At 56.5% G+C, this 20,638-nt stretch carries 19 protein-coding genes and 1 pseudogene; 19 read left to right on the top strand and 1 reads right to left on the bottom strand.

Features of this window, described 5'->3' with window-relative positions:
* The first annotated feature begins 64 nt into the window (after window positions 1-64).
* The 12 genes and pseudogenes from BLV48_RS01615 to BLV48_RS01560 all read left to right on the top strand — a co-directional run bounded on the left by BLV48_RS01615 (window position 65) and on the right by BLV48_RS01560 (window position 11,597).
* A complete protein-coding gene (locus BLV48_RS01615; protein WP_091822057.1) occupies window positions 65-919 on the top strand; it encodes a Slam-dependent surface lipoprotein in 855 nt (284 codons plus the stop codon).
* Window positions 920-1,168: 249 nt separating this feature from the next.
* Entirely contained in the window at window positions 1,169-2,023 is an 855-nt protein-coding gene (locus BLV48_RS01610; RefSeq protein WP_091822054.1) for a Slam-dependent surface lipoprotein, read from the top strand.
* 83 nt (window positions 2,024-2,106) lie between these two features.
* Window positions 2,107-3,585 carry a surface lipoprotein assembly modifier gene (locus BLV48_RS01605; RefSeq protein WP_091822051.1) on the top strand — a complete coding sequence of 493 codons (1,479 nt, stop codon included), beginning with the start codon at window positions 2,107-2,109 and terminating at the stop codon, window positions 3,583-3,585.
* 48 nt (window positions 3,586-3,633) lie between these two features.
* A complete protein-coding gene (locus BLV48_RS01600) occupies window positions 3,634-3,975 on the top strand; it encodes a helix-turn-helix domain-containing protein (RefSeq protein ID WP_091822048.1) in 342 nt (113 codons plus the stop codon).
* 20 nt (window positions 3,976-3,995) lie between these two features.
* Window positions 3,996-4,862 carry an acyl-CoA thioester hydrolase/BAAT C-terminal domain-containing protein gene (locus tag BLV48_RS01595; RefSeq protein ID WP_175527538.1) on the top strand — a complete coding sequence of 289 codons (867 nt, stop codon included), beginning with the start codon at window positions 3,996-3,998 and terminating at the stop codon, window positions 4,860-4,862.
* A 183-nt stretch (window positions 4,863-5,045) separates the two neighbouring features.
* On the top strand, window positions 5,046-5,780 hold the full coding sequence (locus BLV48_RS01590) for a PIG-L deacetylase family protein (protein WP_091822039.1): 735 nt from the start codon (window positions 5,046-5,048) through the stop codon (window positions 5,778-5,780).
* Window positions 5,781-6,017: 237 nt separating this feature from the next.
* Window positions 6,018-6,191 (top strand): annotated as a pseudogene (locus BLV48_RS01585) (GTP-binding protein); the annotation flags it as partial.
* A 29-nt stretch (window positions 6,192-6,220) separates the two neighbouring features.
* Window positions 6,221-6,625, top strand: coding sequence for an RNA polymerase-binding protein DksA (gene dksA, locus BLV48_RS01580; protein WP_091822036.1), 405 nt, complete (start codon window positions 6,221-6,223; stop codon window positions 6,623-6,625).
* Window positions 6,626-6,692: 67 nt separating this feature from the next.
* Entirely contained in the window at window positions 6,693-7,796 is a 1,104-nt protein-coding gene (locus BLV48_RS01575) for a CobW family GTP-binding protein (protein WP_254774943.1), read from the top strand.
* Between the two features lie 144 nt (window positions 7,797-7,940).
* Complete coding sequence (gene thrS / locus BLV48_RS01570) at window positions 7,941-9,989, top strand: threonine--tRNA ligase (protein ID WP_091822031.1); 2,049 nt, start codon at window positions 7,941-7,943, stop codon at window positions 9,987-9,989.
* Window positions 9,986-11,383, top strand: a complete 1,398-nt coding sequence (locus tag BLV48_RS01565; protein WP_091822027.1) for a dihydroorotase — start codon at window positions 9,986-9,988, stop codon at window positions 11,381-11,383. The genes thrS and BLV48_RS01565 overlap by 4 nt, the downstream gene beginning before the upstream one ends.
* 70 nt (window positions 11,384-11,453) lie before the next feature.
* Complete coding sequence (locus tag BLV48_RS01560; RefSeq protein WP_091822022.1) at window positions 11,454-11,597, top strand: phosphoribosyl-AMP cyclohydrolase; 144 nt, start codon at window positions 11,454-11,456, stop codon at window positions 11,595-11,597.
* Window positions 11,598-11,634: 37 nt separating this feature from the next.
* Here the strand turns inward: BLV48_RS01560 and BLV48_RS01555 are convergent, their stop codons facing one another.
* Window positions 11,635-12,549 (bottom strand): helix-turn-helix domain-containing protein, encoded by a 915-nt coding sequence (locus tag BLV48_RS01555; RefSeq protein ID WP_217632924.1) that lies wholly within the window; start codon window positions 12,547-12,549, stop codon window positions 11,635-11,637.
* A 259-nt stretch (window positions 12,550-12,808) separates the two neighbouring features.
* Here BLV48_RS01555 and moeB point away from each other — a divergent pair, with 259 nt between their 5' ends.
* The 7 genes from moeB to BLV48_RS01520 are packed head-to-tail and all read left to right on the top strand — an operon-like array spanning window position 12,809 to window position 20,590.
* On the top strand, window positions 12,809-13,984 hold the full coding sequence (moeB, locus tag BLV48_RS01550; RefSeq protein ID WP_091822014.1) for a molybdopterin-synthase adenylyltransferase MoeB: 1,176 nt from the start codon (window positions 12,809-12,811) through the stop codon (window positions 13,982-13,984).
* A gap of 15 nt (window positions 13,985-13,999) precedes the next feature.
* Complete coding sequence (locus BLV48_RS01545; protein ID WP_091822009.1) at window positions 14,000-14,404, top strand: M67 family metallopeptidase; 405 nt, start codon at window positions 14,000-14,002, stop codon at window positions 14,402-14,404.
* A gap of 51 nt (window positions 14,405-14,455) precedes the next feature.
* Window positions 14,456-14,755: a MoaD/ThiS family protein gene (locus BLV48_RS01540; RefSeq protein ID WP_091822005.1), complete on the top strand. Its 300-nt coding sequence runs from the start codon at window positions 14,456-14,458 to the stop codon at window positions 14,753-14,755.
* 18 nt (window positions 14,756-14,773) lie between these two features.
* Window positions 14,774-16,582, top strand: a complete 1,809-nt coding sequence (locus BLV48_RS01535) for a CoA transferase (protein WP_175527537.1) — start codon at window positions 14,774-14,776, stop codon at window positions 16,580-16,582.
* Window positions 16,579-18,228 carry a class I adenylate-forming enzyme family protein gene (locus BLV48_RS01530; RefSeq protein WP_091821998.1) on the top strand — a complete coding sequence of 550 codons (1,650 nt, stop codon included), beginning with the start codon at window positions 16,579-16,581 and terminating at the stop codon, window positions 18,226-18,228. Before BLV48_RS01535 ends, BLV48_RS01530 begins: the two co-directional genes overlap by 4 nt.
* A gap of 9 nt (window positions 18,229-18,237) precedes the next feature.
* The gene (locus tag BLV48_RS01525) at window positions 18,238-19,404 is read left to right on the top strand and encodes an acyl-CoA dehydrogenase family protein (protein WP_091821993.1); all 1,167 of its coding nucleotides are present in this window, start codon (window positions 18,238-18,240) and stop codon (window positions 19,402-19,404) included.
* Complete coding sequence (locus BLV48_RS01520; RefSeq protein WP_091821989.1) at window positions 19,397-20,590, top strand: MFS transporter; 1,194 nt, start codon at window positions 19,397-19,399, stop codon at window positions 20,588-20,590. The genes BLV48_RS01525 and BLV48_RS01520 overlap by 8 nt, the downstream gene beginning before the upstream one ends.
* Window positions 20,591-20,638: the final 48 nt, after the last annotated feature.

Here is a 20,638-nt window from a genome sequence, read left to right as displayed (position 1 = left end):
TGACAGGGGCGGCCGCACCCCGTAAAGCGGCCATTTGAACTAACCAAACCAAAGGAATGTGAACATGAAAAAGCTTTTGCTTGTTTCCGCGATCGCCCTGGCAACCTCTCCGGCCTTTGCAATACCCGACGCGACTAAGGGCGGCTCTTCCAATACCGCCTATGTTCAGGTGGGTACGGGCGACATTCTGGGCGCGGGCGTTGGTATCGCCATGCCGGCCAATCACCCAACCATGCCGAACGACCCTGCAGGGGTTGTCAGCTTTGAAGGTGGGCCGATCGACAAAACCAACCTGGTTCTCGGGGGGGGCGATGGCAATAGCTATATCGCGATTGCCGGTACCATCATTTCAGAAACCTGGAAGCACACCATCGCCAGCGGTGTCGGTGCGGATACTGAAATCTACGCCTACCGTCAGGTGAATGACCCTGTGTCAGGTTACCCGCACTTCGGCGGCGAAGTGATCGCCAAGGTGCCGGGCCTGGCCGCCAGCAACGCCGTCTACTTCGGGGAATGGGCACCTTGGGATGGCAGCACCGGCACGGCGCACGACCCTGATCTGGGCATGAACAGCTCACTGCGTACCGTGTACTACGTGGGTGAAAACCCGACCACCAGCATGCCGAACCTGACCAACGTGGCCTACGATGTGGTGGGTATCCAGAAGTACAACCCGGATACCCAGGCCGGTGTCTACACCGGTACCCTGACCGCCAACTTCAGCGGCACCAGCGGTTCCATCACCGGTACCCTGAACGGCGTCAACTTCAGCGGCACCAGCATCGATGCCGATGGCAGCTTCTCCAACAGCAGCACCATCTCTGGCAAGTTCTACGGCAACAGTGCCGAGGCGCTGGCCGGCATGTATGACACCACTGGCGTGGCCAATGACATGGCCTTCGGCGGTGCTCAGCAGTAAGGCTTAAACACCCCAGGGTGTTTACTTGAGGGGGAGGTGTGCCTCCCCCTTTTTTATGTTTCCTGCCGTTGAGATGTATCGCCATGCACCGTTGGTCTGACACAGTGTCTTCAAACAGGGTCTGACCACGGTTTTAACCGAATATCCAAGCCAGCCGGGCAGAAGATAAGCCCGCCAGCCAAGGAAGACAGGGGCGGTCGCACCCCGCAAAGCGATCATTAGAACTAACCAAACCAAAGGAATGAATACATGAAAAAGCTTTTGCTTGTTTCCGCGATCGCCCTGGCAGCCTCTCCGGTCTTTGCAGTGCCCGACGCGACTAAGGGCGGCTCCTCCAATACTGCCTATGTTCAGGTGGGTACGGGCGACATTCTGGGCGCGGGCGTTGGTATCGCCATGCCGGCCTATCACCCGGCCGTGCCGGGCTACCTTGCTGGGGTTGTCAGCTTTGAAGCCGGGCCGATAAAGATGGCTAATCAGGCTATTGGTGGTGGTGCCAATGGCAATTATTATATCGCCGTTTATGGGAGTTTGATGTCTGAAACCTGGAAGTACACCATCGCCGGCGGTGCCGGGGTCGGGACCGAGATCTACACCTACCGTCAGCTCAAAAGTCCCTTATGGAACTTCCCTCACTTCGGCGGTGAAGTGATCGCCAAGGTACCGGGCCTGGCCACCAGCAACGCCGTCTACTTCGGGGAATGGGCACCTTGGGATGGCAGTGCTGGCACGGCGCACGATCCTGATTTGGGCATGGACAGCTCACTGCGCACCGTGTACTACGTGGGTGAAAACCCGACCTCCAGTATGCCGAACCTGACCAACGTGGCCTACGATGTGGTGGGTATCCAGAAGTACAACCCGGATACTCAGGCCGGTGTCTACACCGGTACCCTGACCGCCAACTTCAGCGGCACCGGTTCCATCACCGGTACCCTGAACGGCGTCAACTTCAGCGGTACCAGCATCAGCAGCGATGGCAGCTTCTCCAACGGCAGCACCATCTCTGGCAAGTTCTACGGCAACAGTGCCGAGGCGCTGGCCGGCATGTATGACACCACTGGCGTGGCCAATGACATGGCCTTCGGCGGTGCTCAGCAGTAAGGCTTAAACACCCCTGGGTGTTTACTTGAGGGGGAGGTGTGCCTCCCCATTATTTATGTTTCCTGCCGTTGAGATGTATCGCCATGCACCGTTTAATACCCTGCGCACTTGTATTGCTGCTGGCACCGACGGCCGCACTGGCCGACGATGACGACACCCGCTTTCTGCTTAACCAGATGGACCGCCAACAGCAAAGCGAAGAACGCGCCTACCCGACACCGGCCGTGGCCGACAACCCCGATCTGTTCACCGTGAATGGCACCACCTACCAGGTGGAACAAACTCTTGAGGCGCTGGGGCCGGCCCTGTATGTGGCCATCAACCTGAAACAGTGGCACAAGGTGCGCCAGTTTGTGCAACGCTATCGCCAGTTGCCCGATCATGATGCCAACCTGGCCCTGTTGGCCGAAGGGATGCTGGCGCGGGTCGATGGCGACTATGCCGGGGCCATCGCCGCACTGGAAACGGCACTGGCCGGCAAGCCCGAATTTGTCCGTGCCCGGCTGGAGCTGGCACGCATCTACTTTGAAGACCACCAGCTTAACGCCGCCCGCGACGCCTTCGAACGGGCGCAAGGCAGCGCCGGGCTGCCGCCGCAGGTGCTCGGCATGATCGATCAATACCTGGCCGCGCTGGACCGGCGCGCCAGCTGGCAGGGCAGCCTGTCGCTGGGGCTGGGGTACGACACTAACCTGAATCAGGGCAATGGAGATATGCGGGTCAGCCAGGTGTGTTATCTGCCCAACTGGTGCCAAACGGTAACCCGCCGCATGCCCGAGCCGCTGGAATCGTCCGAATGGGTGTACGACCTCACGGCCGAGCGCCGTTTCAACCTGAGCGGCCATCATAACCTGCTGCTGCGTGGCATTGTGTATGGCAGTTACCCCGACAAGGCACTGGAAGGCAGCGACAGCACCGACTATTTCGATGAAAACACCAGCGTGCTTTACGCCGGTTACAGCTATAAATCGGCCCGCAACGAGCTGAACCTGTTGCCGACATTCGAACATTTTTACAGTGACCGCCACACCCGCTACGAGGCGGGCGGGCTGCGGCTGGAATGGAAGCACCAGTGGTCGCCGCCCCTGCAGCTCAATACCTACCTGCAAACACGCCGTTACCGTTTTCAGGGCGAAGATGCCGTCTATTTTGAAAACTATGACGAACACCGGCTGGGCCTGTCAGCCAGTTATCTGCTCAATCCGGTAACAGCGCTGTACGGCGGGCTGGATTATACCCGCAAGGATTTCCCCACCGATGCCGCCAGCAGTGATGCCTGGATGCTGAACCTGGGCGTGTACCGTCAGCTGATGCCGGGTGTCAACCTGAACGCAACCGCGCTGTACCGTGAAACGCGCAACGATGAGGCCAACACCCTGTTGGGCGGTCTGCGTGAGGATAAACAGCAGATCTACATGCTGAATGTGGATCTGCCGCGCTGGGCGATCAAGGGGTTTGTGCCGGTCTTGTCGCTCAAGCATACGATGAATGAAAGCAGCATTGACTGGGCATATGGCTATGAGCGTACGGAAGCGGCATTGAAGTTAAAAAAGACATTCTGATACGAAACAAATACGAGAGAACCATACAGTAAATGGGTAGCGAAAAAGATGAACGATTTGAATTTGCCCTGTCCTGAAGTGCAAGTCATTACAAAAGGGGGAGAACCTGCATTCGCGGTTGTGCCCTATGATCAATACCTCGTGCTTTTGGGCGCAAAACATTCCCATGTTCCACAACGTGTTTTGGATCTTCAATACAGCAATAACCTCAGTCGTATTGGTGCCTGGCGCAAATATCGTGGAATTTCACAGCGTGAGTTGGCTCAACGCTTAAATATGGTTCAATCCACTATCACCCGTCTTGAACGTCCGAATGTCAAACCACGTCCAAAAACACTCGAACAAGTCGCTTTAGCACTGGGGTGTACGGTTGAACAACTAGCACCTTGAAACGACGATTGGGAGCTATGATGAAATACTTGATTGTTTGCCTGCTGCTTGCGGTTTTGCAGGTCAGGGCAGCGGAAACGCACTTCGTACCAGTAACGGGTGCGCCTTTTGTGGCGGATTATAGCCGTGCTACCGAACAGGGCCGCTATGGTGTCATCGTTCTGGAAGGATCGCGCGGGGGGCAGTCCAACTACCTGGCCGCTAAGGTTGCCGAACTGGGATATCCGGTATTGTCGCTGGCCTACTTCGGTGCGCCGGGCCTGCCGGCGTCACTGCAAGAGATACCACTGGAGTACTTTGAAGCGCCGCGCCAATGGCTGTTGCAACAGCCTGAAACACGCCCCGACGGAGTGGTGGTGTTGGGTTGGTCCAAGGGGGCCGAGCTGGCCTTGCTGCTGGCTGCGCATAATGAAGACTATGCTGGAGTCGTGGCCATTGCCCCCAGTTCTGTGGTCTGGTCGGCACGGCGTTCATCACCTGAAGCACCGGCAGTCAGCAGCTGGAGCCAGAACGGCAAGGGGCTGGATTTCGTGCCGCTAGATGAAGGACTGCTTCAGCAGGAGGGGTTGTTGGCGGCTTTTGCCACCGGGTTACATGACCACGCCGCTACAGAGCGCGCACGGATCCCGGTCGAAAACATCGCGGGACTGGTTCTGCTGCTGTCCGGCGAGGATGATCATATTTGGCCTGCTGCGACGATGGGGGACCAGGTGTGCAGCCGCATGTCGTCGCAATCCTGTACGCACCTTCGCTATCCTGGAGCCGGTCATCTGCTGGACCCAAAATTCCCGATGGGTGGCTCTGCAAGTATCAATGCCAAGGCAGACGCTGCCGTACGTGCCGAGCTGGCTAGTTTTCTACGGGCATTGAACAACAGCGCGCCTTAACGGTTCCCTACAGGTGCGGGGTTTAACAATAGAAAATACAAATTAAAACATGCAGCTATATCAAAATCTTATGCCTCCGAAAACGAAAGCAAATGGATCGGTCAAAATACTGTATGTAGGGTTATAACATAACGTTTACGTGTTATGTGCATCTCTATCTGTCCTTATTACGGGGGTCTCGTCATGAACGAAAAGAAAACTGCGCTCATTATCAGTGCTCACTCTGCAGACTTTGTATGGCGTTGCGGTGGTGCCATCGCGCTGCATCAAAAACTTGGTTATGAGGTGACGATCGCCTGTTTGTCCTACGGCGAGCGCGGTGAATCGGCCAAGCTATGGAAACAGGAGAATATGACGCTTGAAAAGGTGAAAACAGAGCGTCGTAAAGAGGCGGAGGCGGCCGCTCAGGCACTCAACGCACATGACATCCGTTTTTTTGATTTTGGGGATTACCCACTGGAGATCAATACGGATGGTAAATACCAGATAGTCGATCTGATTCGGGATACTCAACCGAATTTCATGATGAGTCACTCGAAATGGGACCCATACAATACCGACCACATGTATGCGACCGAGGTAGCTATTCAGTGCCGGATGATCGCCCAGGCTTGGGGGCACAACCCCGGTGAGAAAGTGCTGAGTGCACCTCAGCTGTACCTGTTCGAGCCCCATCAAAGCGAACAGATGGATTGGAAGCCAGACCTCTTCCTGGACATTTCTGAAGTGTGGGACGAGAAAAAGGCTGCGATCGAGTGTATGCAAGGGCAGGAGCATCTCTGGAAGTTCTATGAAAACCTGGCCGAAAACCGCGCCAATCACTTCCGCCGTAATTCGGGTGGCCAGGCCGGTGGCAAGAACTGTCGCTATGCTGAAGGCTTTCAATCACTCTACCCGCGGTGCGTCGAGTCCTTGTAAGCGTGCCTTGTGGACAGGCATCCAGGATTTTGTCGCCGTGAAAGCAGATAGGCCGCTGATGCTGTGACCTTCGCCTGCCAGGAACTGCAAAAGGGATTAGCGGACGTTCGGCTATGATGATATTGTTATGTTATAACATTTAATGAATCCTCGAATTCAGTCAGCAGGCTTAAGTTCAACCTCTGGGTGCTGGCTGTAATCCGAGGGGCAGGCGAACATATGCTGGACGGTAACACGATGCACACCCACCCCACTTCCGCCAGACTACCGGTAACCGTTCTCTCCGGATTTCTCGGCGCGGGCAAAACCACTCTGCTCAATCACATTCTTAACAATCGCGAAGGCCGACGTGTGGCGGTGATCGTGAACGATATGTCCGAAGTAAATATCGATGCCACCCTCGTGCGCGAGGGTGGTGCGGAGCTTTCGCAGGAGGGCATATGACGGAAGAAGAGCTGTTGCAGCAGCCTGAAGATGCGTACATGAATGAAGAGCAGAAGGCGTATTTCAATCGGCTTCTACATCAACAGCGCGAGGAGCTGCAAAATCATATTGATAGTGCCGTTGAAGCACTGAGCCAGTATGAATCCAGCAGCGATCCAGCGGACATGGGAAGCATGGAAGAGCAGCGTCAGTCACACCTGCGGATGCTGGAGCGGGAGAAAAAGCTTCTGGCAAAGATTGATCATGCTTTGCATCTCCTGGCTCTGGATGAATATGGGTGGTGCGAGCAAACCGGTGAGCCCATAGGCCTGCCAAGGTTGTTATTGAGACCAACGGCAACGCTGAGTATTGAAGCCAAAGAGCGGCAGGAACGTTTAGATAAACACCAGCGTAAAGATTGAAGTAGAGACAGGCAGGCGTAAGTCTTTCTGCTTTCCGGAGGTTGATTGTATTTGTAAGGAGTCATAAGTGACAGCCGATATGCCCGACACTATTCCTGTAACGCTGTTAACTGGGTTTCTGGGTAGCGGTAAAACCACGCTGCTTAACCAGCTGGTATGTCAACCTGAGTTGGCGGACGCACTGGTCATTATCAATGAATTTGGTGAGGCGGCACTTGACCACATGCTGGTTGCTCACAGCACAGAAAACCTGGTGATGGAAATGAGTAGCGGATGTGTCTGCTGCAGCATTCGCGGTGACCTGGTCAAGACACTGCGCGACATTACCTGGCGCTTTTCCCGCAAAGGGCAGCGGCAATTCAGACGCGTGCTGATTGAGACCACAGGGCTTGCCGATCCGGCGCCGATCATCCATACGTTGATGACAGATCCTCAGGTTGCACCCAGGTACCGTCTTGATGGCATTGTGGTAACGCTGGATTTGGCGACGGGTATGCATACCCTCGATCATCACCCTGAAGCAGTCAAGCAGGCTGCCATGGCAGATACGTTGTTGCTGACCAAGCCTGATTTGGCAACCGAAGAGCAACTTGAGGTGTTGCATCAGCGGCTGGATAACATCAACCCGGCAGCTCCGCGCTGGAAGGTTAGTCAGGGCGAAATTACTGCGGACAAGCTGCTTAATCTCGGGTTGTTTTCAACGGCGAACAAAACCAACGATGTGGCGCGCTGGTTAAAAGAAGAAGCCTATGCACCGGACGCGCTTCGCCCCGTTGCGCCTGTTCACGGTGGCGGTCAGGCTGGGTTTTCGATGCGCCCGAAAACCCCCGAATTTGGCCACCAGATTCTGCATGATATCAATCGGCATGATGATCATATACGGGCTTACTGTTTCGCGGTCGACACCCCCATCCCGGAGGAAACGCTGATGACCTGGCTCGAGGTGTTGATGAGCTTTGTCGGCAGTCAGATTTTGCGTGTGAAGGGCATTCTGAATGTTGAAGGGAACAGCAAACCAATCGTCATTCAGGGCGTCCAGCATATTTTTCATCCACCGGTCACCTTGCCCGCCTGGCCAAGTGACGACCGCCGCTCGCGCCTGGTATTCATCACCCAGGATGTAGAAAAAGACGTGATCGAGAATATCTTCAATGCTCTGCGCAAGGCATAACCCATTAAAACGGCACTCATCGTCAATGATCGTAACCAAATGCAAAACAAGTTTTGACAATCAAATAGGTGGAACTCAGGTGTTCAAGATTAGTCCTGCTCCTGTCATCAGTGCCCATGGGGCTGACGTCTGGATGCCTATGCTATGAGCAATATTCAGACGTCCTCTGCCTGTGATACACAAAGTATCAAAGTGACCCTGCCCGATGGGCAGGAGCGAAGCTTCCCGGCACCTTTGACGGTGGCGGATGTCGCCACGTCGATTGGGCCCGGCCTGGCCAAGAACACCCTTGCAGGAAAAATTGATGGTCAGCTCGTTGACGCCTGTGACCTGATCGACCGTGATGTCACTGTCCAGATTATTACGCCAAACGATGAAGAAGGGCTGGCGATCATTCGTCATTCATGTGCGCACTTGGTTGGCCATGCGGTCAAGCAGCTTTTCCCGACGGCAAAAATGGTGATCGGTCCCGTTATTAATGATGGCTTCTATTACGATATTTCGTATGAACGCGCCTTCACGCCAGAGGATTTGGCGGCCATCGAGCAGCGCATGCGCGAGCTCATCGCCACTAACTACTCGGTCATCAAGAGAGTGACTTCACGCGATGAAACAATAGCCATTTTTCGTCAGCGTGATGAAACGTACAAGTTGCGCTTGATTGACGACATGCCTGATGCGACGGCAATGGGCCTCTACTATCACGAAGAATACGTGGATATGTGTCGTGGCCCTCATGTGCCCAATACACGCTTTCTGAAACATTTCAAACTGACCAAGCTCTCGGGCGCTTATTGGCGCGGTGATGCCAATAATGAGCAGTTGCAACGAATCTATGGGACCGCCTGGGCAGATAAAAAGCAGCTGAGTGCCTATCTGTTGCGTATTGAGGAGGCTGAGAAGCGGGATCATCGCAAACTGGGACGTGAGCTGGATCTATTCCACTTCCAGGAAGATGCACCAGGCGCGGTCTTTTGGCACGCACGCGGTTGGGTCCTGTTTCAGGAGCTGATTACTTACATGCGTCGCCGCCAGCAGCTGGCTGGCTATATCGAGGTCAATACCCCTGACACCATGGACCGCAGCCTGTGGGAAGTTTCGGGCCATTGGCAAAATTACAGCGAACACATGTTCACCACCGCAACTGAGGACGGGCGTGTATTGGCGCTGAAGCCCATGAACTGTCCGGGCAGTGTATTGCTGTACCGCCAGGGGTTGAAAAGCTACCGCGACCTGCCTATCCGTATGGGAGAGTTCGGCAAAGTCCATCGCTATGAGCCTTCAGGTGCTTTGCATGGTCTGCTGCGTGTACGTCATTTCACCCAGGATGATGCCCATATTTACTGCACACCTGAACAGATGGACGAGGAGTGCCGTCAGATTGTGGTGTTGGTGCTTGATATCTATCGCCAGTTCGGTTTTGACGATATCCGTATCAAGCTGTCGACCCGACCCGACAACCGTATGGGGGATGACGCCACCTGGGATCTGCTGGAAGGTGCTCTCGTACAGGCGCTTGACAGCCTGAATCTGGAGTACGAGCTAAGCCCCGGTGAAGGTGCCTTCTATGGCCCTAAACTGGAATTCGTGTTGCGCGATGCCATTAGGCGTGACTGGCAGTGCGGCACACTGCAGGTCGATATGAACCTGCCTGAGCGGTTTGGCATCGAATATGTCGATGAAGCTGGCCAACGCAAACGTCCGGTTCTGCTGCACCGCGCGCTGTTCGGCTCGCTGGAGCGCTTCACCGGTATCCTGATTGAGCACTATGCCGGCAAGCTGCCGGCCTGGCTGGCGCCGGTACAGGCGATGGTCATGCCGATTACGGATGCGCAAGCGGCCTATGCCCAGGATGTAGCGGATTGGTTGCGGGATACAGGGCTGCGTGTTGAAACAGACCTGCGCAACGAAAAAATCGGCTACAGAATACGTGAACAGACATTGCAGCGCATTCCCTACCTGATTGTCGTGGGCGCAAACGAGATGGCGTCCGCTCAGGTCTCGCTGCGTAGCCGGGATGGGCAGAATCTGGGTGTGCTGGCGCTGGAGCAGGCGCGTGAGTATTTGCTGGATGCATCACGGGCGCCCGATTGGGCGGTACGTCAGCGCATGCAGCAGGAGCGGCACGCACGATTGAGTGCGGCCGAGGGCCAGTCTTTGACGAAGCCAGCCAACGAAGAGGTTACTGAATGAATAATGCTGATACTCTGAGCCGTCGCCTGGAACTTCGTCATGCTGATCTTCTGATTGAGGGCGGCACTGTACTGACCCCCAATGGTGCGGAACGCATAGACCTGGCGTGTGTGCAGGGCTGTATTGTCGCCTTGGGCGATCTGCGGCTTGACTGGAGTGCGCAGACCCGCATTGAGGCGTCTGGCCTGCATGTTCTTCCCGGCGTCATTGACAGCCAGGTGCACTTCCGAGAGCCAGGGTTGATGCATAAAGAGAACCTGGAGGCGGGCACTCGTGGCGCTGTCTTGGGTGGCGTAACCGCCGTGTTTGAAATGCCGAACACCAGCCCGCTGACGCTCTGGGAGGAAGACCTGCAAGCTAAGCTGGAGGCTGCACGAGGGCGTGCCTGGTGTGATCATGCCTTTTACATAGGCGGCTCGGCAGCCAACGCAGACCAGCTGTCTGTGCTGGAAAACCTGCCCGGCTGTGCCGGTGTCAAGGTTTTCATGGGCAGTTCTTTCGGCGATCTGCTGGCGGATGATGAGGCGGTCTTGCGGCGGATTCTCAGTCAGGGACGTCGTCGGCTGGCGGTGCATGCTGAAGATGAGGCGCGACTGCGCCAGCGTAAGGCCTTGGTCGAAACCAGTGGTGACGTCCGTCAGCACCCCGAGTGGCGAGATGTGGAAAGTGCCCTGATGGCAACGCGCCGTATCCTGAGGCTGGCAGCCGAAACCGGACGTCGCCTGCATGTATTACATGTTTCCACCGCCGAGGAGATGACTCTTCTGGCGCAGCACAAGCGCCGGGTAACGGTGGAGGTGACACCGCATCACCTGACATTGTGTGCTCCCGATTGCTACGAGCGCCTTGGCAGTCTCGCCCAGATGAACCCTCCGGTTCGCGATCAACGCCATCAGGATGCCTTGTGGCGTGCCATTCAAGACGGCCTGGTCGATGTGATTGGCAGCGATCATGCGCCGCATACCTTGCAAGAAAAGGCGAAGCCCTACCCGCAGTCGCCCAGCGGAATGACCGGTGTGCAGACCCTGTTACCGGTGATGCTTAACCATGTGCATGCCGGTCGCTTGAGCCTGGAACGCTTGGTGGATTTGACCAGCGCGGGCCCTGCACGGATCTTCGGTCTCGAAGGAAAGGGGCGCATCTCGCTGGGCTTTGATGCCGATCTGACGCTGGTGGACCTGTCGGCTCGACGTACGATTCGTAACGACTGGATCGCCAGCTGCAGTGGCTGGACGCCCTACAACGATCTGAATGTAACCGGATGGCCTATCCACACGATCATTCGCGGTCAGGTCGTTGTGCGGGATGAAGTCTTGTCCGGGCAGCCCCAGGGTGAGCCTCTGCGCTTCCTGGAAGCCTGGTCAGATGCGAAAGCAGAAGAAAAGCTAAGCTGACGGCTTTTTACTGCAGGCCTATGACATGAACTGAAGAGAAAGTCGAGAGTAATCGTTATGACAATCAAGAGTGAACAGAATTGCAACCCAGGTACTCTGGCATAAAGTGGCGACCAGTGGTCTGGTACAGCAGGTAGAAGAGCTGAGAATCGATGACGAGCAGGATGCGGTCTGGCTGCCTGCTTCCGGTAGAGCAGATGAACGCCCATTGTAATCTCATCAAGCACGGTCACCAAGTCACCCGCGGAACGTTAGTTCCCGCTGCTTTTCACCGATTTTGGCGCATGACCAAAAAAACGCGTGAAAGCAACACTGAAGTTGTTGGGGTAACGGTAACCGACCATCCAGGCCGTTTGTGCGACCTGATAGCCGGAAGTCAGGAGTGTATGAGCTTTGTGCATGCGTAGCTCGGTCAGCAGCTGTTTGGGGCTTGTGTTATACAGATACTGAAACCCTTGCTTCAGTTTGTGCTCGCTCAGTCCAACTTGGTGACTCAAGTAAGACAGTGTTAGATCAATATCGAGGTTCTGATTCATTAAATTTCGAGCCTGCTCAACCCGTTCCAACTCTTGAGTGCTGAATACCTGTTTTTCCTTACACGGCTCTGGCACAAGCTGCTCAAATTGTTCGGCTAGCAAGCTCAAGGCATGAATATGTGCGTTGAGCTTGTTGGGCATGTCGTTAATGTTTGGCTGGTTATGTCGGTTGAGTGCCTTGATATGACTATTAGTAGCCATGGAGTTGTGGTGAAAGGCAAGTTGATGAAGATGCCCATCGCCCAGCAGAGCGTTACAGCGCTCGTCGCCTAGATAACGTTGTAGCCAGACTTCGTTGACCGCCAGCCGTAGCTGCGAAACTGATTGGTTGGCTTTGTAGTGACGTTCGCCAGGCGTGTTGGCAAAGGTGGATATAGTGGTGTGTCCGGCCTTGAAAGATAAGTCAGAATTCTTTTGCTGGTAAAAAGCGGAGACACCATTCACTCCCAGTGTGACGACTAGCACTCGTCCCTGGTGAGGACAGGCGGTTTCTTCGATCAGTGGGCGCCGCGGATGGTAGTGCAGCCGGATTAAGGCCAGGCCAGTCTCCAGCTCCAGATGCTCTGAGTAGCACAACCCCAAGTCGGATGGTAGTTGCCGACGGCACCAGCCGTTTTTCAGCTGAAACATCTGACGTGGGACATCCAGTCCCAAGCGAATGGGGGTACTCTGCATGATATTGACTCCTGTCAGTCTTACCGGGTCAAATGATAATCATTATTATATAGTAGTCAAGTTAATTACCTTCTGGTTGCAGTGCCTTGTGACCCTCTCCCTCCTGAGCTGTTTCGCATAGTTTTTTCTGTTTTGCATACGAAAAATGGCTTTTCATTTGTTATTTTTTTAATAAGAATGATTATCGTTATGTTTTAAGCATGGAGATTGGATTATGCCTTTGCCCCCCGTTGTGGAGCCCGCCGCCGAGTTGAGCCGGGATGAAATTAACCGTTATAGCCGACACTTGTTGATCCCCGATGTGGGTATGGAGGGGCAGCGCAGACTCAAGAATGCTCGTGTACTCGTAATCGGTGCGGGCGGCTTGGGTTCTCCCGTACTGTTGTATCTTGCTGCAGCCGGTGTCGGAACCCTGGGGATCGTTGACTTCGACCGGGTAGAGGAATCCAACCTGCAGCGTCAAGTGATCCATCAAGTGGATCAGGTCGGTGTATTGAAGGCTGAGAGTGCCAAGCGTGCCATTGATGCCCTGAATCCGCTGGTTTGTGTTGAAACTCATACCTTTCGGCTGGAGCCTGATAATGCTGTCGAGCTGTTCTCCCAGTATGACCTGATCGTGGACGGGACCGATAATTTCGCGACTCGTTACCTGGTCAATGATGCCTGCATTCTGGCGGAAAAGCCCTATGTTTGGGGCTCCATCTTCCGTTTTGAGGGGCAAGTATCCGTGTTCTGGGAAAGTGCCCCCGATGGCCTGGGGCTCAATTATCGTGATCTCTATCCAGAGCCGCCGCCACCCGAGTTTGCACCATCCTGCTCCGAGGGAGGCGTGCTGGGTATCCTGTGCGCTTCGATAGGGTCTGTCATGGCGACCGAAGCGATCAAGCTGATTACTGGTATTGGGGACCCTTTGCTGGGGCGCTTGCTTACCTATGATGCATTGGCGATGCACTATCATGAACTGCCGTTACGACGTGATCCGCAGCGGACTCCGGTGACGGAGCTGGTAGATTACGAATACTTCTGTGGCCTGGGTCTGGCGGTGCAGGAAACGTCCGCCTTGCCCGTGCCGCAATTATCGGTACAGGCCTTGAGCGCCAAATTGGCGGAAGGGCATCGGCCCCTACTGATTGATGTGCGTGAACCCACCGAATGGGACATTGTGCGTATTCCCCAGTCTTGCCTGAGATCACGCTCTTCCAACCTGGCGAAGGAACTTGTGGACGAATACGGCGCTGATGCAGAGATGATCATCGTCTGTAAATCAGGTCAGCGCTCGCAGGCGGTCGCTGCCGAGTTGCAAGCGCTTGGTGTGCACAAAGCGCACAATCTCCAAGGTGGAGTGGTGGCCTGGGTCAGCGAAATCGACCCCGCATTGCCATCCTACTGATGCGAGGACAGAGTCATGTTGAAGATCAGTAGTGCAGTGCTGGATGCCATCATTGAGCAGGCACGCAAGGACCATCCTATCGAGACCTGTGGCGTAGTAGCGGCCGATGTTGGCAGCCCGGTTGCCGATCGGTGGATTCCGATGCGCAATCAGGCGGCTTCCGAAACCTTTTTCTGTTTCGATCCACGTCAGCAATACAAGGTTTGGTGCGAGCTGGAGGAGTGCAACCAGGAGTGCCGGGTTATCTATCACTCCCATACCGCGAGCATTGCCTGGCCCAGTCGTGAAGATATCGAGCATGCCCTCTATCCCGATGCGCATTACCTGATTGTTTCCACCTGGGAGCCGGCCGACTGTCCAGTACGCAGTTTCCGCATATCAGACGGCGCGGTGCTGGAAGAGCAGGTTGTCCCCGTCTGATTGGCGTTTCATTTATTCAGCGCCGGGCATCCCGGCATACAAGGAGTACCCATGTCTATCACTGTAATGATCCCATCTGTTCTGCGTCCGTTTACTCAGGGTAACAAAGAAGTCAGCGCGGAAGGCAAAACCATCACCGATGTGATTGCCAGCCTGGAAGCACAGTACCCCGGAATCAATGCGCGGTTGATGTCTGGTGGGCAGTTGCACCGCTACATCAATATTTTTCTGAATGATGAAGACATTCGCTTTTCCCAGGGGCTGGACACGCCGGTTATCCGTGGCGATCGGCTGACTGTATTGCCGGCGGTCGCCGGTGGTGCATTGGCCAAGACAGTTGGCGACAAGTGAGTGCCAGTGATGAGATCAATGCTCGATTCATTAACGCTCACTTGGCATAGCCGCTGCGATCATGATGGTTGGGCTCCCTTTGTGTCGGCGGTTAACCTTCTGGCGAAGTCACTGGGTATAAATGTGTTGCCTGGAGAAACCTTACAGGCCGAGCCGGACTGTCTGGCATTCGGTTTACAGGGTTGCGGCCAAAATGAAGTGCGGGTTGTCACCGCCACTGGTATCCCGGGGATGGCGCCGTCTGAGTCGGTGCTGCAGGCCCAGTGCGGCATCATGTCGGTGCATGGGCGCTCGGGCGGCGGTGCGCAGGCGCTGGGATTGCCTTATGTATCGGCGCTGTCCGCCATTTTGGCGCTGCAGGGCGGACTGGCGGTACTGGTGTCCGCCCAACAGGGACGACCTTACCGTGACGTCTGGGTATCGATGCTGGGGGCGGGGCTGATTAGTATCGGTCAATATCTGGCGGGTGCCACTGCCGCCGATGAGGCCGAATCAATCCTGCCGGATTCCTCCTCGCCATCATTTCGCCCGCCCTTTGTCTCATCCGATGGTGTTCGATTTGAACTGGAAACCCTAACGCCGGAGCCCTGGCGGCAGTTCTGGGAGCAAGTCGATTTGCCCGACGCGGTGGCCGGTCGTGCCTGGCGAGGCTTTCTGATGCGTTACGCCCGTGCAGAATCACCCATGCCGGAGGCCTGTATGCAGGCGTTGGCTCAACTGCCTTTTGCCCGTATCCAAGCTTTGGCGGAAGCTGCCGGCGTAGCGGTAATTCCACTGAAAAACTGGCGCGAGGCAGAGGCCAGCGCCATGGCACCAAGGCTGTGGCAGGTGCAACAGGGGCCGATTGCTCCGGCGCTGAGACAAGCTGGTGAGGATGCTACTCTGCCTTTGGCCGGGATCAGAGTAATGGAATCCTGCCGCCGGATTCAGGGCCCGCTGGCCGGTCACCTGTTAAGTCTGGCCGGGGCTAAAGTACTGCGCCTGGAGCCCCCTGGCGGCGACCCGCTACGGGCGATGCCGCCTTGTGTTAATGGCTGTTCAGTCCGTTTCGATGCGATCAGTGCCTGCAAGCAGGTCACGGAAGTGGATATACGTACAACGGAAGGGCGGGATTCTATCGCTGCGTCGTTGCCGGAAACCGACGTCTTTTTGCAAAACTGGGCGCCGGGAAAGGACCGGGCACTGGGACTGGATTTTGACATGATGACGTCTCATCAGCCGGGGCTGGTGTACACCTATGCTGGTGGCTGGGGCACTGAAAAGACCGATTTGCCGGGCACCGATTTTGTGGTTCAGGCTTGGTCGGGAGTAGCGTCCGTGATTGCCGAGCAGTCCGGCGAAAAGGGAGGCTCTCTGTTTACAGTGTTGGATGTGCTCGGTGGTGCCATGGCCACGTTGGGTGCAACGGCAGGCCTGTTGTACCGTGCATTGGATCAGCGTGGAGTGCGCATCGAAAGCAGCTTGTTGGGAGGCGCCGAACTGTTGTTGCAGCTGGTGCGAAACTATCAGTCTCGCCCCATATTTGAGACGGTAGTGTCGACCGGGCAGGGGCTATTGGCCATCGAATGCAACACAGACTGCGAATACAGGGCGCTGTGTAACTTGGCCGGTATAGAGCATTGCTCGAAAGCCGAGTTGCTACCCCAATTGCAGGACAGATTGTTATCCCGGACCGCCCAGTATTGGGAAACACGCCTGCGTGCGGAGCGTGTACCGGCATCCGTCGTTATCGAACACCTGAGCGATCTTTGTACCTGCGAGATAACTCAACCCTACCTGATATGTCGTGACTATGCGGCTGTGCAATCCCCCTGGAGGTTCATATGAATACTGCCGGCATTATCGATCTGGTTCCACCCGCTGTACGTCAACAGTGGAAAGACGAAGGTATTTATCCGAATAAACCGGCTTTTGAGCTGTTTCGAGAACAGGTCGAAGCGCATCCCGACCAGGCTGCGGTGATCAGTCCGGATGAGAGCATATCCTATCGCGAGCTGTATCAGTCTGCGCTGCGCCTGGCACGCGGTTTTCGTGATGCCGGCGTGGTGCCGGGCGATGTAATCGCCTGTCAGCTACCCAACCATTGGGCCTGCTGCGCCATTGACCTGGCGGCGGCCGCGCTTGGCGCGGTTGTTGCGCCTTTTCCGGCCGGGCGTGACCGACTGGACATACAGTCGCTGGTTCGACGCTGCAATGCCCGCGTCATCGTGGCACCGGAGGCCTACAACGAGGTGGATCTGTGCGCGATGATTGAGTCGCTGCGGCCATCGCTGCTGTCGCTGCGCCTGCTGGTCGTGCAGGGCGCATCACGTGCGGGCTGGCAGACGCTGGACCGGATGCTGGACGTTGAGCCTCTGTCTGAAGCGGAGTTACCGTTGGTCTGTCCCGACTCGCCGGTGCGCCTGTTGGTGTCGTCCGGTACTGAGTCCGAACCCAAGCTGGTGGCCTATTCCCACAATGCACTGATTGGCGGTCGGGGGCGTTTCCTGCAGCGCCTGTTACCCGAGAACGAGACGTTTACCGGTTTTTATATGGTGCCGTTAGGCTCGGCCTTCGGTTCTACGGCGACTGTCGGTGTGCTGTGCTGGCTGGGCGGCACCGTGGTGATCATGCAGAAATTCAGCGTTTCCCAGGCAGTCCAGATGATTGAACGCAATAAGCCTAATTTCCTTCTGGGTGTGCCGACCATGATGCAGCGTATCGCAGCAGAACCAGCCCTGCAGCAGATCGACAGAAGCGGGCTGCGTGCCCTGATCTGTGGTGGCGCCGTGATTGATCGGGCCACGGTTCAGCGCTGTACGGGTGCTTTCGGCTGTAGTTTCATCAACCTGTATGGCTCGGCCGATGGTGTCAACTGCCATACCCTGCCGGATGATGATATCGAAGCGATCCTGACAACTGCTGGCAAGCCCAATCCTGGCGTATGTGAGATCCGCATTGTCAACGATGAGGGGAAAACACTGCCGCAGGGCGAAATTGGAGAGGTGCTGGCACGTGGCCCCCTGAGCCCGATGCAGTATGTCAACGCTCCAGATCTGGATGCCCGCTACCGCACGTCAGAGGGCTGGGTCAAAACGGGCGATCTGGGCATGATCGATGCCAAAGGCTACCTGGTGCTGAAGGGACGCAAGAAGGACATCATCATACGCGGCGGGGTCAATATCAGCCCGGTGCAGGTCGAAGGACTGGTGGCCGAGCACCCTGACGTGGTGTCGGTCGCCTGTGTTCCGGTCCCGGATGAGGACATGGGCCAGCGCCTTTGTTTGTGCGTCACATTGAAAGAAGGCAGTACGCGCTTTTCATTGCCGACTATCCGGGGCTTTTTACAGCAGGCCGGACTGGATGCCGGCAAGCTGCCGGAGTATCTGCACTTTCGCCGCCAATTGCCGATGACCCCAGCAGGGAAGGTCGACAAGCGTGCGCTGGCGCAAGATGTTGCCGCATTGGCGGTACCCACATTAAAGGCAGGTTGAGGATCAGTCATGACAACATTTACTGGCCAGACATTGGCCGAGCAGATCCGACAGTTTGTCGATACCCGCATCATTCCGCATGAGGCTGAGCTGGCCGCGGAACATGATGGTGCTTCGCAGCTGAGCGATCAATTGGCGCAGGAAGCACGACAGGCGGGGCTTTCAGGCTTGTTCTTTCCTGATGCACTGGGTGGGGAAATTGCCACCCTTGGCGATTACCTGCTGGTGGCGTTTGAAGAGGGACGATCTGAGTTCGCGCCCGCGATCCTTGGGGCGGACCTGACCGTGGATGCACATATGCTGCACCGCTTCGGTAGCCCGCTGATCCATGAGCGTTTTGCCAAACCTTTGGCGGCCGGTCTGACGGTTGCCGGCTATGCCATGTCGGAGCCTGATCGCAGCGGTTCGGTGCCGGCAACGCTGGCGTTCGATGCACGCAAGGCCGCTGATGGCTGGTGTCTGAACGGACGCAAGTGGTTTATCTGTCGCTCCGGGCGGGCGCAGTTCTTCACTGTGGTGGCGCGGACGGCTGAGGATTCCCTGTCTATGCTGCTGGTACCCGCCGATACGCCGGGCTTTACCTATGAAGGTGGTTTGAACATCCTGGGGTACTGGCAGGGGCAAGGCGCGCTCAGCTTCGATCAAGTACGGATTCCGTTCAGTTACCTGCTTGGTCGCGAGGGGCAGGGAAGGCAGGTGATGCAGTCCCGTCTGTTGCTGGGGCGGATGCTGAGATCGGCGCACTGGATAGGTCTGGCTCGGCGCTGTTCAGAATTGATGCACGCGCGTATACATTCCCCGCGCGGGAGCCTCATTCCGTTGGCGGACAAGCAGCTTGTACGGGCGCGCGTGTATGATGTTTACCGTGCAATCGCCAGTGCTGAAGGGCTGTTGCAAACCGCTGCTGCCGGGTATGACCGCGGTGAAACGGACAGCATCGCGGTTAATGTGGCCAAGCTGGCCGCCTCTGATGCCCTGAGCAGGGCGGTGGACAGTGCGATTCAGGTACATGGCGCCGAGGGGCTGGGCGATGGCCTGCCGCTGGCGCGTATTCATGCGCTGGCGCGGGCCACGCATATTCTCGATGGTGCCGATGAAGCGCTTGTCAGCAGTATTGGCCGAGAACTTCTGCGAGAAAGTGCGGTTGGCGACGCTCCAGAGGTGCGTTATGCATAATCAAATCAGGGTCTCCGAGCCTGCCCTGACGGCCCTGCTGTTGGCCGCCATGGGGATGCCGATGATGGTCTTTTACGCGGTGGGGGTACTGGGTCCCGAGATTATGTGGACTCTGCAGCTGCCAGTAGCGGCGCTGGGATGGCTAACCACGGCCACCTTTGGCGTGGCCGCCGCCGCGTCATTGGTGGCTGGACCGCTGGTGAGCCGCATTGGCGTGCGTTGCAGCCTGTTGGCCCTGTTTGTCCTGGTGGCGCTGTCTTTTGGGCTGATTAGAATGACATCCGGCTTTTATGGCCTGTTGATGGCGTTGTTGGTATGTGGACTGGCGCAGGCGCTGGCCAACCCGTCAACCAACCAGGCCATTGCGCACTGGGCTGATCCGGAACGCAAGGCTTTTCTGGTTGGCCTTAAACAGTCTGGGGTGCAATTGTCCGCTCTGCTGGCGGGTGCGTTGATGCCGTTGCTGGCGGGTTGGTTTAGTTGGCAGGATGCCTTTCTATTCTGGGTGCCGGTGCTCATCGTGCTGGTGCTGCTGGGGGCCAGGATGATTCCGAGTGATCAGAGTGATCGGCCTTCACGTCCCATTAGCGTGATACGACCGAATCGTGAATTGATTCTGCTGGCGCTGGTGCAGCTTGGGGTCGGGCTGACCCTGTCTTCGTTCATGACCTATCTGGGGGTATTTGCCGCGGAAATGGGAGTGTCGCCGTCCTCGGTAGGATTGATGGTGATGCTGTTCGGCGTGATCGGCGTGCTGGCAAGGACATTGCTGACCCCGCTAGCCCGGAACTGGCCTGACGAGTCGTTGATGCTGGGTGTGTTGATCGTGGGAGCCTGTGTGGCGTTAAGCGTCATGCAGTTAACGACGCAGGCGTATCATCTACCGCTGTGGTCGGCGGTTACGGGCATCGGGGCTACACTGGTGGCCACCAACGCCATTGCCATGAGCATGCTGCTGCATGATCCTGGTTTCGGCGAGGTTCCGCGAGCTTCCGGCTGGTTGTCGGCCGGTTTTTTCACCGGTTTTGCGTTGGGGCCACCCGGCTTTGGTGCGCTGGTGGCGACCTGGGGTTTTACTATAGCCCTGTGGGGACTGGTGGCGTGTTTGCTGCTGGCGCTGGTCGCCGTGGTGATGCTTGCAGGGCACAGACGGCGCCGGGCGGAACTGGCCCCTGCCAGTGGATGAATCTATCGGTTGCGCCCCAGCCCCGGATGCCCGGCGTCCGGGGCTTTT

The sequence above is a fragment of the Marinobacterium iners DSM 11526 genome (genome assembly GCF_900107855.1).
GTDB lineage: Bacteria > Pseudomonadota > Gammaproteobacteria > Pseudomonadales > Balneatricaceae > Marinobacterium > Marinobacterium iners.
This window is presented reverse-complemented; position numbering and strand designations above follow the sequence as displayed.

Coding starts and splice junctions, on each gene's coding strand:
- dksA (WP_091822036.1), top strand. CDS start 6,221: ATGACGGAAGAAGAGCTGTTGCAGCAGCCTGAAGATGCGTACATGAAT.
- moeB (WP_091822014.1), top strand. CDS start 12,809: ATGCCTTTGCCCCCCGTTGTGGAGCCCGCCGCCGAGTTGAGCCGGGAT.
- thrS (WP_091822031.1), top strand. CDS start 7,941: ATGAGCAATATTCAGACGTCCTCTGCCTGTGATACACAAAGTATCAAA.
- BLV48_RS01520 (WP_091821989.1), top strand. CDS start 19,397: ATGCATAATCAAATCAGGGTCTCCGAGCCTGCCCTGACGGCCCTGCTG.
- BLV48_RS01555 (WP_217632924.1), bottom strand. CDS start 12,549: ATGTTTCAGCTGAAAAACGGCTGGTGCCGTCGGCAACTACCATCCGAC.
- BLV48_RS01525 (WP_091821993.1), top strand. CDS start 18,238: ATGACAACATTTACTGGCCAGACATTGGCCGAGCAGATCCGACAGTTT.
- BLV48_RS01535 (WP_175527537.1), top strand. CDS start 14,774: ATGCTCGATTCATTAACGCTCACTTGGCATAGCCGCTGCGATCATGAT.
- BLV48_RS01565 (WP_091822027.1), top strand. CDS start 9,986: ATGAATAATGCTGATACTCTGAGCCGTCGCCTGGAACTTCGTCATGCT.
- BLV48_RS01590 (WP_091822039.1), top strand. CDS start 5,046: ATGAACGAAAAGAAAACTGCGCTCATTATCAGTGCTCACTCTGCAGAC.
- BLV48_RS01540 (WP_091822005.1), top strand. CDS start 14,456: ATGTCTATCACTGTAATGATCCCATCTGTTCTGCGTCCGTTTACTCAG.
- BLV48_RS01545 (WP_091822009.1), top strand. CDS start 14,000: ATGTTGAAGATCAGTAGTGCAGTGCTGGATGCCATCATTGAGCAGGCA.
- BLV48_RS01605 (WP_091822051.1), top strand. CDS start 2,107: ATGCACCGTTTAATACCCTGCGCACTTGTATTGCTGCTGGCACCGACG.
- BLV48_RS01610 (WP_091822054.1), top strand. CDS start 1,169: ATGAAAAAGCTTTTGCTTGTTTCCGCGATCGCCCTGGCAGCCTCTCCG.
- BLV48_RS01600 (WP_091822048.1), top strand. CDS start 3,634: ATGAACGATTTGAATTTGCCCTGTCCTGAAGTGCAAGTCATTACAAAA.
- BLV48_RS01530 (WP_091821998.1), top strand. CDS start 16,579: ATGAATACTGCCGGCATTATCGATCTGGTTCCACCCGCTGTACGTCAA.
- BLV48_RS01595 (WP_175527538.1), top strand. CDS start 3,996: ATGAAATACTTGATTGTTTGCCTGCTGCTTGCGGTTTTGCAGGTCAGG.
- BLV48_RS01615 (WP_091822057.1), top strand. CDS start 65: ATGAAAAAGCTTTTGCTTGTTTCCGCGATCGCCCTGGCAACCTCTCCG.